Here is a 13,285-nt window from a genome sequence, read left to right as displayed (position 1 = left end):
GCGTCAGGCCGGCACCCGCGCGGCGACGTGCTCGGCGATCGCGCCCGCCGTGGTCAGCCAGACGGCCTCACGCCGGGCCGCGATGTGGGCAAGCGCCTCTCGGAGCGGGCGCAGGCGGTGCGGCTGGCCGACGATGTAGGGGTGGAGCGCGATGCCCATCACCAGCGGCGCGGTGCGGGACTGTTCCAGCATCTCGTCGAAGCCGTCCACGATCGCCTCGGCGAACTGGCGGCCGGTGTCCTTGCGGGCGACGATGGCCGGGATGTCGTTGAGTTCCTGCGGGTAGGGCAGCGCGAGGATGCGTCCGCCGCCGCGCGTCGCGAACCAGGTCGGCTGGTCGTCGTGGCACCAGTCGAGCAGGTAGCGGTAGCCGGCCTCGGCCAGCAGGTCGGGTGTGACCCGCGACTGCGAGATCCAGGGGCCGAGCCAGCCGGCGGGCGCCCGGCCCTCCTCCAGCGCCAGGATCGCGGTCGCCTCGGCGATCAGCGCCCGCTCCTCGGCCTCCGAGAGCGTGCCCTGGCGCTCGGCGTTGGTGCGCCCGTGCCCGACGATCTCGTCGCCGCGCGCCCGGAAGGCCTCGATCAGGCCGGGGCAGTCCCGGTAGAGCCGGCTGTTGACGAGGACGCTCGCGGGCACGCCCAGGCCGTCGAGCAGGTCGCGCAGGCGCCACGCGCCGACCCGGTTGCCCCAGTCGCGCCAGGCGTAGTTCAGCACGTCCGGCTGCGGACCGCCGGGCGCCAGCTCCGCCCCGAGGCCGGAGCCGAAGTCGAAGGTCTCGAGGTTCAGCGCCACGTAGACCGCGAGGCGCCTTCCCCCCGGCCAGTCGTAGACCGGGCGGTCCGGCAGGGCGGAGTAGGCGTAGCGGCCGTGGCCGGCCGGATCTGGCGTCGTCATCGGGGTCCCGGTGTGCGTGTCGTGGATGGCGTCGTGGATGGCGTCGTGGATGGTGTCGTGGGCAAAGTCGCGAGGCGTCAGGCGGCTCCCAGATAGGCGGCCTCCAGCCCCGCATCGGCCCGGAGCTCGGCCGCCGTGCCGGAGGCCGCCACCCGCCCCTGCTCCAGCACGTAGCCCCGGTCGGCGACGGTCAGCGCCAGCGCCGCCATCTGGTCGACGATCAGGATGGTGGTGCCCCGGTCGCGCAGCTCCGCCACCACCGCGTAGAGGTCGTTGATGATCGCCGGGGCGAGGCCGAGGGAGGGCTCGTCGAGGAGCAGGATGCGCGGGCGCGCCATCATCCCGCGGGCGATGGCGAGCATCTGCTGCTCGCCGCCCGAGAGCAGGCCGGCCCGGCTCTCCGCCCGCTCGCGCAGGCGCGGGAAACGGTCGAGGAGCGCCTCGACCTCGGCCGGATCGACCCGCCCGTCCCGGCTCCCGGACCGGCTCCAGGCGCCGAGCCGGATGTTCTCCACCACGGTGAGTTCGGGGAAGACCTGCCGGCCCTCCGGCACGAGGGCGAGGCCGAGACGGGCGACCGCGTGGGCGGGGAGCGCCCCGATCGCGGCGTCGGCCAGCACGATCGATCCCTCGACCGGGCGCAGCAGGCCGGCGAGCGCGCGCATCGCCGTGGACTTGCCGGCGCCGTTGGAGCCCAGCAGCGCCACCGCCTCGCCCGGCCGAACGGCGAGCGCGATGCCGTCGAGGACGGGGGCGGCGCCGTAGCCCGCCCGCAGGCCGTGGGCGGCGAGCACCGGGTCGGCCGGCCCGGTCCAGGGCTCGGCCCGCGGCCGGGCCGGGGTGTCGGCGGCGCCCAGATAGGCCCTGAGCACGGCCGGGTTCCGGCGGATCTCGGCGGGCGGTCCCCAGGCGATCGGGCGGCCCGCATCCATCACCAGGATGCGGTCGGAGACGCCCATCACCAGCGGCATGTCGTGCTCGACCAGGATCACCGCGATGCCGCAGGCCGCGATCCGGCGCAGCAAGGTCCCGAGCCGATCGGTGTCGGCCCGGGCGAGGCCCGCGGCCGGCTCGTCGAGGAGCAGCACGCGGGGGGCGCCCGCGAGCGCGCGGGCGATCTCCACGAGGCGGCGATCGACATGGGCGAGCTCGGCGGCCGGCCGGTCGAGGGCGCCCGCATAGCCCACGAAGGCGAGGAGCGCGGCGGCCTCGGCCCGGTCCTCCGGCCCTGCCCGGCGCAGCAGCCGGCCGGGGGCGCGGGCGAGCGTCACGTTCTCGATCACCGAGAGCGAGCCGAACAGCCGCGTGGTCTGGTAGGTGCGGGCGATGCCCGCGCGGGCGACCGCGTGGGCGGGGGCGCCGGCGAGGTCGCGGGATCCGAGCCGGATCGTGCCGGCGCTCGGGCGATAGAACCCCGAGACCATGTTGAGCACAGTGGTCTTGCCGGCCCCGTTCGGGCCGATCACGCTGGTGACGGCCCCGGGCGGCGCTGCGAAGGCGACGCCGTCGGCCGCCCGGATGCCCCCGAAGGCGATGCCGAGGCCCTCGACCGCGAGCGCCTCGCGCTCGGCCCGGCGCAGGAAGGCCGGCGCCCCGGCCCCGGAGGCGGGCGCGGGGGCCGCGCCACCGCGCGGGAGCAGCCGCGCGAGGCTGCCGACGAGGCCCGCGGGCACCAGCCAGAGCACGACCAGCGTGGTGAGGCCGAAGAAGAGCAGCCGGTACTCGGCGAGCCCGGCCAGAGCCTCCGGCAGCAGCACCGTCACCAGGGCGCCGAAGAGCGGGCCCAGCACCGTGCCGGCCCCGCCGACCACGACGGAGAGCACGAACAGGATCGACTGCGAGAAGGGAAAGGAACTCGGCGCGATGAACAGCATCAGGGGCGGCAGCACCGCGCCCGCGAGCCCGGTGAGCGCCGCCGAGATCGCGAAGGCCGCGGTCTTCACCCGCACCGGGTCGAAGCCGAGGGAGGCTGCGGCGACGTCCGCGTCGCGCACCGCCCGCATCGCCCGGCCGAGGCGGGCGTCGCGCAGGCGATGGAAGCCGTAGAGGCTGAGGCCCGCCGCCAGCACCGCGAGGAGCGCCAGTTCGCGCTCGCCGAAGGTCTGCCCGAACAAGCTCGGGGGCGCGGCGGCGACGAGGCCGTTCTGGCCGCCGGTGAGGTCGCCGCCCTCGATCAGCGCGTGCTCGACGAGGAAGCCGAAGGCGATCGTCACCATGGCGAGGTAGGGGCCGCGCACCCGCATGGCCGGCACGGCGAGAGCCGCGCCCACGAGGCCCGAGAGAGCGGCGGCGGCCGGCAGCGCCGCCCAGAAGCTCACGCCCTTGAGCGTCAGGATCGCGCTCGTGTAGGCGCCGACCGCGTAGAAGCCCGCATGGCCGAACGAGATCAGTCCGGCGAGCCCGAGCAGGACGTTGAGCCCGGTGCCGGCGACCACCGTCAGCGCCACGAGCGCGATGACGAAGTGGCTGTAGCCGCTCGTCGCCCCGACGAGGCCGAGGCCGGCGAGCGTCAGGGTCAGGATGGCCAGCGGCATCGCGGCCGGCGCGCGGGGGGAGAACGCTGGGCGCATCGGGTCAGACCTTGTTGACGGCGGCACGGCCGAGGAGGCCGTTCGGGCGCAGGGCCAGCGCCAGGATGATCACCGAGAACACGACGATCTGGGTGGCGCCGGAGCCGAGGGTGGCGGTGACGCCGGCCTCGACGAGGCCGTAGAGGAGGCCCGCCAGCACCACGCCGGTGGCCGAGCCGATCCCGCCGAGGATCGCCACCGCGAAGGCCTTGATCCCGAAGAGTGCCCCCATCTCGGCCGAGACCGAGAAGAGCGGCGCGATGAGGAGCCCCGCCGTCCCTGCGAGCACCGCCGAGAGCGCGAAGGCGCAGGCGATCGTGCGACCGACATCGATGCCCATGAGGCGCGCGGCCTCGGTGTTCTGGGCCACCGCCAGCAGCACGCGGCCGAGCTCGGTCCCGCGGAACACCGCCCGGATGGCGAGCGCCGCCGCGATCCCGACCGCGGGAATCGCGAGCTGCAGGGGGTAGATCCCGGCGCCGAGCACCTGGACCGGCGCCGCCACCAGGGCGGAGGGGAGGCTGCGCGGCTCCTTGCCGAAGGTGAACAAGAGGGCGTTGTCGAGGATGATGCCGCCGGCCACGGTCGCCAGCAGCCACGCGTCGGAGCCCCGCGCCACGAAGGGGCGCACCAGCAGGCGCTCGACGGCGAGCCCCAGCAGCGCGCAGCCGGCGAGCGCGGCCGCCGCCGCCAGCGGCATCGGCCAGCCGAGCCGCACCCCGAAGGCGTAGCCCAGCACCGCCCCCAGCGTGACGGCGCTCCCCTGCGCGAAGTTCACGGTGCCGGAGACCGCGAAGGTGATGTGGAAGCCCAGCGCCACCAGCCCGTACATGCTGCCGAGGCCGAGCCCGCTGACGAGGATGCCGGTCAGCATGACGCCCGCTCCCCGTCTCGTCCGCCGCGCCGTCCGCCGGGCCCCGTCATTGCGCCACCGCGACGATCTCGCCGTTGCGGAAGCGGGAGAAGACGTAGTCGGCGGGTCCCAGCGCGTCGTGCCGGCCGGGCGCGAAGGGCGTCTCGTAGGTCTTGATCAGCCCCGGATAGGGCGCGACCTTGTAGAAGCCGTCGCGGAGCTTGGGGCCCTCCGTCGAGCCCGCCGCCCGGATGGCCAGGGCGATCAGGTGCGTGGCGTCGTAGGCGTTGGCGATGCCCACCGCCGGCGTGACGTCGGCCATCGACTTGATCGCCGGGTACTTGGCCTTCAGCGCCTCCAGCACGGCCTTCGCCTTCGGGTTCTCGTTGCCCGCGAAGGTGAAGGTCTGGACGAAGTGCACCCGCGCCGCGCCGGGGCCGGCAAGCTCGTCGAAGCGCCCGCCCGCCGGGCCCCAGTGGGAGACGACCGGCACGTCCCAGCCCATCCGGTCGAGGGACTTCACCACCTGGGCCGAGGGGCCGACATTGCCGACGAGGAAGAGCGCGTCGGCGCCCGCCTCGCGCAGCCGCGTGAGCTGGGGCACCATGTCGAGGTCGTTGGCCTCGTACTTCTCGATCCCGGCTGAGGGCAGGCCCGCGGCCTTCAGCGCCGCGACGATCCCCTGCTGGTTCGACTCGCCCCAGGCGTTGTTGACGAGGATCGCGCCGGGCTTCTTCGCCCCGTAGGTCTTCTGCGCGTAGGCGACGAGCGCCTCGTCCACCAGCGCGTCGACCGCCGAGACCCGGAAGACGTAGTTGTCGGCCGCCCCGTTGCGGGTGATGCCGGTGCCGGCCGCCCAGGGACCGACGAACGGCACCTTCATCTGGTTGGCGATCGGCACGATGGCCATCGAGACCGGGGTGTCGAGGCCGCCGATCAGCGCGACCACGCCCGCGCGCTGGATCAGCTCGCGGGCGGCGAGAACGCCCTTGGAGGGGTTGGCCTCGTCGTCGCGGGCGACGAGTTCGAGCGGGCGCCCGAGCACCCCGCCCTGCTTGTTGATCTCGTCGATGGCGAGCCCGATCCCGCGGGAGATCGCCTCGCCGGACTTGGCCGACTGGCCGCTCAGCGCCGTGACGAGACCGATCCGCACCGGCTCGGCGGCCCGGACGGGGCCGAGGTCGAAGCCGAGGCACGCGACTCCCGCCAGCAGGGTGCCGAGGGCGAGGCGACGGGTGAGGCGGGCGGCGTGGGGGCGCTGGGGCATGGCGGTCCGGGCTCGTATGTGGTCGACCGGGTTCCGCAACGCCCGTGCCAGGGTGCTCGCCCCCACCTCGCGGCCATCGCTGCGCGCGAACCGCCCGATCGGCGCGCAGCGTGTGCACAGGTCCGCGCCAAAGTGCATACACTTTCTGCATGCATGCCGCGCGCGCCTCGGCCATGCTGGGCGCCGACCGAAAGACGGAGCCGGAGCGATGAGCGTGGATAGGGAAGCGGCGGAGCGGGCGGAACGCGACGCGGCGGTGGTGACCGCCTATCTCGAAGCCTCGATGGTGCCGGACCCCGAGACGGCGGCGCGCCACATGGCGCCCGGCATCGCGATCGTCTTCACGGGAGGGCGCGTTTTCCGGCACCCGCGCGAGGTCACCGCCTTCAACGCGGGACGCTACGCCTGGGTGAAGAAGCGCATGGAGCGCCTCGACGTGGTGTTGGGCGACGGCATCACGACGGTCTACAGCCTCGGCACGCTCTACGGCGCGTGGCCGGACGGGGAGGCCTTCGAGGGCAACCGCTACGTCGATCGCTTCACCGTGCGGGACGGGCTGATCGTCTCCATGGAGGTCTGGAACGACTCGGCCGAGCGCCTGCTCGACCGGCAAGCGCGCTGACCGCTCAGCCCTCGACGTAGGGCGCGAGCAGCCGGATCAGGTCGCGCTCGCGCCGGGGTTCCGAGACGATGCGCGCCCGCTCGGCCACGGCGTCGAGATGGTGGTCCATCAGCGCGGTTGCCCGCTCGGCGTCGCCCGCGACCAGCGCCGCCACGATCTCCCGGTGCTCGCTCACGGCGCAGTCGGAGGAGTGCGGCCGGCTGTAGAGCGAGAGGATCAGGGCGCAGCGGTAGCCGAGCTCGGCCACGTAGCGGGCGAGCACCGGGCTCCCGGTCATCTCGGCGAGCAGCAGGTGGAACTCGGTGGCGAGCCGGATCGAGCCGGCCTCCGGGCCGCCGCTCGCCCGCGCCTCGCCCGCGATATGGGCCTCGAGCGCCGCCCGCTGCGCCGCGTCGAGCCGGCCCGCGAGCCGCCGGACGACGAGCCGCTCCAGGCTGATGCGCACGTCGAAGGTGTCGCGCGCCTCCTCCCAGCTCGGGCTCGCCACGACCGCGATGCGGTTGCGGCGCAGCTCCACCAGTCCTTCGCCCGCGAGCTGGCCGAGCGCCTGGCGCGCGATGGTGCGGCTGACGCCGAAGCGCTCGCCGAGCGCGTCCTCCGGCAGACGGTCGCCGGGCGCCAGCGCCCGCTCGACGATGGCCCGGCGCAGGGAGCGGCAGATCGCGCCGACGCGATCGCTTCCGCCATTCGCCCCCGCCTGCCTCATCGCGCTCGGGACTTCCGCGGCAAGGGATGCTCCAAGAGACGTTTCAAGGGACGTTTCAAGGGACGCTCCGCGCTGGGTCCGGTCGGAGGCGGATGCGGATGCAGGGACGGTGCCGGAGGCGGGTCCTGCGATCCGCGCCCGGGGGCCCGACGACGACGCTCGCGCCGGAGCGCCGACGAAGGGCGTGCACGGCCGTCCGGGATGTCCGCCGCGCGGCGGCGACGGCATCCTGGAGACCGACCCGGTCGCCCGCTCAGATCTTCCGCACGGCGCCCTTGGCGGCGCTGGTGGTCAGCGCCGCGTAGGCCCGGAGCGCCGCGCTCACCTTCCGCTTGCGCGGCTGGGCCGGCTGCCAGCCCCGCCGCTCTTGCGCCTGCCGCCGCCGCTCCAGCTCGGCCGGATCGACCGCGAGGTGGATGCGCCGGTTCGGGATGTCGATCTCGATCGGATCGCCCTGCTCGACGAGGCCGATCAGGCCGCCCTCGGCGGCTTCCGGCGAGACGTGGCCGATCGACAGGCCCGAGGAGCCGCCCGAGAAGCGCCCGTCGGTGACGAGTGCGCAGGCTTTGCCGAGACCCTTCGATTTCAGGTAGCTCGTGGGATAGAGCATCTCCTGCATGCCGGGGCCGCCGCGCGGGCCCTCGTAGCGGATCAGCACCACCTCGCCGGCCTTGACCCGGCCGTTGAGGATGCCGTCGACCGCCGCGTCCTGGCTCTCGAAGACGTGGGCGGTGCCGGTGAAGGAGAGGATCGAGGCGTCGACGCCCGCCGTCTTCACGATGCAGCCGTCCTCCGCGAGGTTGCCGAACAGCACCGCCAGCCCGCCGTCGCGCGAGTAGGCGTGCTCCGCGTCGCGGATCACGCCGCCCGCCCGGTCGAGGTCGAGCTCGTCCCAGCGCGCCGCCTGACTGAAGGCGACCTGGGTCGGCACGCCGCCGGGCGCCGCCCGGTAGAACTCGTGCACCGCGGGGCTCGCGCTCTGCCGCACGTCCCAGCGCGCCAGGGCCTCGGCCAGGGTGCCCGCCGCGACGTTCCCGGCGCGGGCGTCGAGGAGGCCGGCCCGGTCGAGCTCGCCCAGGATGGCCATGATGCCGCCGGCCCGGTGCACGTCCTCCATGTGGACGTTGGCCACCGCCGGGGCGACCTTGCACAGCACCGGCACGCGCCGCGAGAGCCGGTCGATGTCGGCCATGGTGAAGGGCACCTCGCCCTCGTGGGCGGCGGCCAAGAGGTGCAGCACCGTGTTGGTCGAGCCGCCCATGGCGATGTCGAGCGTCATCGCGTTCTCGAAGGCCGCGAAGCTCGCGATCGCGCGGGGCAGCACGCTGGCGTCGTCCTGCTCGTAGTGGCGGCGGGCCAGATCCACCACGAGGTGGCCGGCCTCGACGAAGAGGCGGCGGCGGTCGGCATGCGTGGCCAGCACCGAGCCGTTGCCGGGCAGCGCCAGCCCCAGCGCCTCGGTGAGGCAGTTCATGGAATTGGCCGTGAACATTCCCGAGCACGAGCCGCAGGTCGGGCAGGCCGAGCGCTCGATCGTCGCCACGTCGTCGTCGGAGACCCGGTCGTCGGCCGCCGCCACCATGGCGTCCACGAGGTCGAACTTGCGGGTGATGCCGTTCATCACGACCTTGCCGGCCTCCATCGGCCCGCCCGAGACGAACACGCACGGGATGTTGAGGCGGAGCGCCGCCATCAGCATGCCGGGGGTGATCTTGTCGCAGTTCGAGATGCACACCATCGCGTCGGCGCAGTGCGCGTTGACCATGTACTCGACCGAGTCGGCGATCAGCTCGCGGGAGGGGAGCGAGTAGAGCATGCCGTCGTGGCCCATCGCGATACCGTCATCGACCGCGATGGTGTTGAACTCCTTGGCCACGCCCCCCGCCTGCTCGATCTCGCGCGCGACGAGCTGGCCCAGATCCTTCAGGTGGACGTGGCCCGGCACGAACTGCGTGAAGGAGTTGACCACCGCGATGATCGGCTTGCCGAAATCCGAATCCTTCATGCCGGTGGCGCGCCAGAGGCCGCGGGCGCCGGCCATGTTGCGGCCGTGGGTGGTGGTGCGGGAGCGGTAGGCGGGCATCGGCGTCTCGGGGAGGGATTTTTGTTGGAGGAATTCCAGGCCTTCTCCGGCTTCGGGCGGCCGGGTTCAAGCGTCTTCCGGGCGGTGCGGGCATGCAGCGTGACCGGGGGCCGTTCCGGCGGCTCGGGTCCGCGCGTTCTCCCTCCCCCCTCTGCGAGGGAGGGTGGGCCGGCCGTCAGGCCGGGTCGGGAGAGGGGAGCCCGGCTTCCGGAGAGGACGCGACCGGCATGAAGGGCCGAGCCCTGTTCTGCACCGTCGCTCCCCTCTCCCGTCGCCCTTCGGGCGCCACCCTCCCCCGCAGAGGGGGGAGGGAGAGCGCGGGCGCCACCGTCGGCCCGTGTCGGGCGACGGGCGCATCTCACTCGGCAGCGCTCAGCGGTCCGGTCGCAGCGGCGAACTGGGCCGCGTGCAGGCGGCGGTAGTAGCCGCCGCGCGCCAGCAGGGCCTCGTGGCGGCCCTCCTCGACGATGCCGCCCTCGGTCACCACCACGATCCGGTCGGCGTGCCGGACGGTGGCGAGGCGGTGGGCGATCACGAGCGTCGTGCGCCCGGCCGACAATTCGGCGAGCGCCGCCTGGATCTCCCGCTCGGTCTCGGTATCGAGCGCCGAGGTCGCCTCGTCGAGGATCAGGATCGGCGGGTTCTTCAGGAAGACCCGAGCGATCGCCATGCGCTGCTTCTGCCCGCCCGAGAGCCTCACGCCCCGCTCGCCCACCACCGTGTCCAGCCCCTCGGGAAGCCCCGCGATCAGGTCGCCGAGGCGCGCGCGGCGGGCCGCATCGAGGATCTCGGCCTCGGAGGCGTCGAGGCGGCCATACGCGATGTTCTCCCGGATCGTGCCGGCGAACAGGAACACGTCCTGCTGCACGATGCCGATCTGACCGCGCAGCGAGGCCAGCGTCAGGTCCCGGATGTCGTGCCCGTCGATCGTGATGCGGCCGGCCTCGACCTCGTAGAAGCGCGGGATCAGCGAGCAGAGCGTGGTCTTGCCCGCCCCCGAGGGACCGACGAGCGCCACCGTCTCGCCGGGCGCGACCGCGAGGTTCAGCCCGCGCAGCACCAGCCGATCCGGGCTGTAGCCGAAGGCGACGTCCTCGAAGCGGATCGCGCCGGCGAGCGGCCCGGCGGCCACCGCGCCCGGCCGGTCGGCGATGTCGGGCTCCGTGCCGATGAGGCCCATGTAGCGCCGGAAGCCCGCGATGCCCTTCGGGTAGGTCTCGACCACCGCGCCGATCTTCTCCAGCGGCCGGTAGAACACGCCGACGAGCAGCAGGAACCCGATGAACCCGCCCGCCGTGAGGTCGCCCCGGACCACGAAGGCGGCGCCGCCGAGGAGCACCACGATCTGGACGAGGCGCATGCCGAGGTAGTTGATCGACAGGCTCGCCGCCATGATGCGGTAGGCCTCGAGCTTGGTGGCGCGGTAGCGAGCGTTGTCGGCCGCGAAGAGGGCGCGCTCGTGCGCCTCGTTGGCAAACGCCCGCACCACGCGCACGCCGCCGACATTCTCCTCGATGCGGGCGTTGAAGGCGCCGACGCGCCCGTACTGGGCCTGCCAGTTCCGGGTCATGCGCCCGCCGTACCGCAAGGTCACGAAGGCGATCACCGGGAGGATCGCGGCCGTCAGCAGGGCGAGCGGCGGGTGGACCCAGGTCATCAGCCCGAAGGCGCCGACCAGCGTCATCACGGCGATGAACAGGTCCTCCGGCCCGTGATGGGCGACCTCGCCGATCTCCTCCAGGTCCTTCGTCACGCGGGCCACGAGGTGGCCGGTCTTCTGGCCGTCGTAGAAGCGGAAGGAGAGCTTCTGCAGGTGGTCGAAGGCGCGGGCCCGCATCGTGGTCTCGATGTTGATGCCGAGCACGTGGCCCCAGTAGGTCACCACCACCATCAGGCCGGCGTTGGCGACGTAGAGGGCCGCGAGCCCCGCGGCGGCCAGCACGATCAGGCCCCAGTCCTGCTGCGGCAGCAGCCGGTCGACGAACAGCTTCACGGCGATCGGAAAGCCGAGTTCGAGCAGGCCCGAGAGCACGGCGCAGCCGAAATCGACCAGGAACAGGGTCCGGTGGGGCCGGTAATAGGCGAGAAAGGCCTTCAGCATCGGGGTCTCGCGAGGGGCGCGGGCCCCCCTGATAGGGGCAGACGGCCCGGCTGCCCAGCGCACCTGCCGCCGCGCCCGCTCAGCCCTGCGCCTTCAGACCGTAGCTCTTGAACTTCTCGACGTTGCGGGCGATCTCGTCGTCGGGCAGCACCACCGGCGTGCCGACCTGCAGCGCCACCGCGTATTGCCGGCACAGCGTCTCCAGCTCCACCGCGAGCCAGAGCGCCTTCTCGAGATCCGGCCCGGTGGCGATCATGCCGTGGTTGGCGAGCAGGCAGCAGGTCCGGTCCTCCAGCGCCGCCAGCGCGTGGGCGGAGAGTTCCTCCGTGCCGAAGGTGGCGTAGGGCGCGCAGCGCACCGTGGGGCCGCCCGCCGCCGCGATCATGTAGTGCACCGCCGGGATCTCCCGCCGACACATGGCGAAGGCGGTGCAGTGGATCGGATGGGCGTGCACCACCGCGTTGACCTCCGGCCGGGCCGCCAGGATGTCCCGGTGGAAGCGCCATTCCGAGGAGGGCTTGAGCGGGTGCTCGTGCGTGCCGTCGAGGCGCATGAACACGATGTCGTCCGGGCTCATGCGGGCGTAGGGCAGGCCGGACGGCGTGATCAGCAGCCCGTCTTCCCAGCGCTGGGAGAGGTTGCCCGATGTGCCCTGGGTGAGCCCGAGCGCGTCGAGGCTGCGGGCGGCCTCCACGATCGATTGCCGGACCCGGAAGGCGTCGTGGCGCGCCATGCGCGTTCCCCGCGAGACGAGAAGACGTGACGAGAAGACCCGGCACTGCCACGGGCGCCGGGACCCGTCTAGGGCCGTTCCCGATCGCGCTGCGATCGGGAACGGCCCTAACCTCTTGTCTTGACGCGCTCTCTCGCGCCGAACCGGCGTCCACTTCGGCGCAAGAGCGCTCTAGCCCGGGACCCGCGTCGTGCGCTGGCCCGCGCGAGCCGCTGGACGAAGGCTTCGACATTTGGCATTCCAAATGCCAATATGCGCTGTCCACGAATGCCGCCGTTGTGGGCACCCGGTCGGGGCGGCTTTGAGTTGTCCGCGCTTTCGGCTAGGTCTCGGTGCAGGAAGCGGCGCGGCAGCCGGCGAAGTCTGGATTCAGGATGTCCAACAGCGACCAGTTCAGCATCAAGCCGATCGTCGCGAGTTCGAGCCTGCGCACGTTGGCCTACGAGGCGCTGAAATCCGCCATCACCAACATGGACCTCTACGGCCGCCCCGACGAGGTGCGGCTGGACGAGCGCAAGCTCTCGCAGGATCTCGGCGTCAGCCGCACGCCCGTGCGCGAGGCGCTCACCGTGCTGGAGCAGGAGGGCTTCGTGCGCTCCGAGGCGCGCCGCGGGATCTTCGTGATCAAGAAGACCCGGGCCGAGATCGTCGGCATGATCCACGCCTGGGCCGCGCTGGAGAGCATGGCGGCCCGCCTCGCCTGCGAGCGGGCGACCGATGCGCAGCTGCAATCCCTGCGCACCGAGTTCCCGGAATTCTACGAGGGCCGCCCCGCCGAGCATCTCGACGAGTACTCGGACGCCAACATCCGCTTCCACCAGAAGATCATCTCGCTCGGCCAGTGCGAGGCCATCGCGAGCCTGTCCAGCAACCTGCTGATGCATGTCCGCGGCATCCGCAACACGGCGTTGCGCCAGGGCGAGCGGGCCGAGAACTCGATCCGCGAGCACGTGGCGATCATCAAGGCCCTGGAGGCCCGCCAAGCCGAGCTCGCCGAGCGGCTGGTGCGCGAGCACGGCCTGGGCCTCGCCCGCCACGTGGACACCTACGGCCACTATCTCGACTGATCCGGCGGCAGGGCCTGCAGGCCGCCGGGACCGGTGTCATGCGGTTTCCGAGGGAGGTGCGGGTCCCCTCTCCCTATGGGCAGGGCGATCGCATATGGCGGGGGTCGTCTCCTCGATCGCCACTGGAACCGCACCGCGCCCCCTCTCCCATAGGGAGAGGGTTGGGGTGAGGGGTATGACCTTTCAGAGCTGAGCACGCCATCGACGCGCGTTCAGCACCGCGTTTATCCGGAAGCCTCATACCCCTCACCCGGCTTTCTGCGAAAGCAGACCTCTCCCTATGGGAGAGGGGACCCGCGCCTGACCGGGGTTAGGCTCGCTCGGCATATGCGATCGCCCTGCCCTGTGGGAGAGGTGGCACGGCACGGTTCACCGCACGCGGCCGAACC

General features: G+C 72.8%; 10 protein-coding genes. 2 read left to right on the top strand and 8 right to left on the bottom strand.

The window, feature by feature from the left end; genetic code table 11:
* Positions 1–3: 3 nt before the first annotated feature.
* From MFF56_RS15920 to MFF56_RS15905, 4 genes are all read right to left on the bottom strand, one after another.
* Positions 4–894 (bottom strand): polysaccharide deacetylase family protein, encoded by an 891-nt coding sequence (locus MFF56_RS15920; protein WP_066924018.1) that lies wholly within the window; start codon positions 892–894, stop codon positions 4–6.
* Positions 895–971: 77 nt separating this feature from the next.
* Complete coding sequence (locus MFF56_RS15915) at positions 972–3,464, bottom strand: branched-chain amino acid ABC transporter ATP-binding protein/permease (RefSeq protein ID WP_066924020.1); 2,493 nt, start codon at positions 3,462–3,464, stop codon at positions 972–974.
* A 4-nt stretch (positions 3,465–3,468) separates the two neighbouring features.
* On the bottom strand, positions 3,469–4,338 hold the full coding sequence (locus MFF56_RS15910; RefSeq protein WP_066924022.1) for a branched-chain amino acid ABC transporter permease: 870 nt from the start codon (positions 4,336–4,338) through the stop codon (positions 3,469–3,471).
* Positions 4,339–4,384: 46 nt separating this feature from the next.
* Positions 4,385–5,584: an ABC transporter substrate-binding protein gene (locus MFF56_RS15905; protein WP_238230365.1), complete on the bottom strand. Its 1,200-nt coding sequence runs from the start codon at positions 5,582–5,584 to the stop codon at positions 4,385–4,387.
* Positions 5,585–5,792: 208 nt separating this feature from the next.
* Here MFF56_RS15905 and MFF56_RS15900 point away from each other — a divergent pair, with 208 nt between their 5' ends.
* Positions 5,793–6,206, top strand: a complete 414-nt coding sequence (locus tag MFF56_RS15900) for a nuclear transport factor 2 family protein (RefSeq protein WP_066924026.1) — start codon at positions 5,793–5,795, stop codon at positions 6,204–6,206.
* 4 nt (positions 6,207–6,210) lie between these two features.
* Here MFF56_RS15900 and MFF56_RS15895 read toward each other — a convergent pair whose 3' ends face one another.
* From MFF56_RS15895 to MFF56_RS15880, 4 genes are all read right to left on the bottom strand, one after another.
* On the bottom strand, positions 6,211–6,912 hold the full coding sequence (locus MFF56_RS15895) for a GntR family transcriptional regulator (protein WP_066924028.1): 702 nt from the start codon (positions 6,910–6,912) through the stop codon (positions 6,211–6,213).
* 253 nt (positions 6,913–7,165) lie between these two features.
* A complete protein-coding gene (ilvD, locus tag MFF56_RS15890) occupies positions 7,166–8,995 on the bottom strand; it encodes a dihydroxy-acid dehydratase (protein WP_066924030.1) in 1,830 nt (609 codons plus the stop codon).
* Between the two features lie 358 nt (positions 8,996–9,353).
* Positions 9,354–11,096 (bottom strand): ABC transporter ATP-binding protein, encoded by a 1,743-nt coding sequence (locus MFF56_RS15885; protein ID WP_066924032.1) that lies wholly within the window; start codon positions 11,094–11,096, stop codon positions 9,354–9,356.
* Positions 11,097–11,175: 79 nt separating this feature from the next.
* Positions 11,176–11,829, bottom strand: coding sequence for a class II aldolase/adducin family protein (locus MFF56_RS15880; protein WP_066924034.1), 654 nt, complete (start codon positions 11,827–11,829; stop codon positions 11,176–11,178).
* A 374-nt stretch (positions 11,830–12,203) separates the two neighbouring features.
* Between MFF56_RS15880 and MFF56_RS15875 the strand changes: the two genes are divergently transcribed.
* Complete coding sequence (locus tag MFF56_RS15875; RefSeq protein WP_066924036.1) at positions 12,204–12,896, top strand: GntR family transcriptional regulator; 693 nt, start codon at positions 12,204–12,206, stop codon at positions 12,894–12,896.
* Positions 12,897–13,285 lie beyond the last annotated feature (389 nt).

The sequence above is a fragment of the Methylobacterium hispanicum genome, from assembly GCF_022179285.1.
GTDB lineage: Bacteria > Pseudomonadota > Alphaproteobacteria > Rhizobiales > Beijerinckiaceae > Methylobacterium > Methylobacterium hispanicum.
Note: the sequence above shows the minus strand (reverse complement) of the source record. Positions and strands in the feature narration are given on the sequence as shown.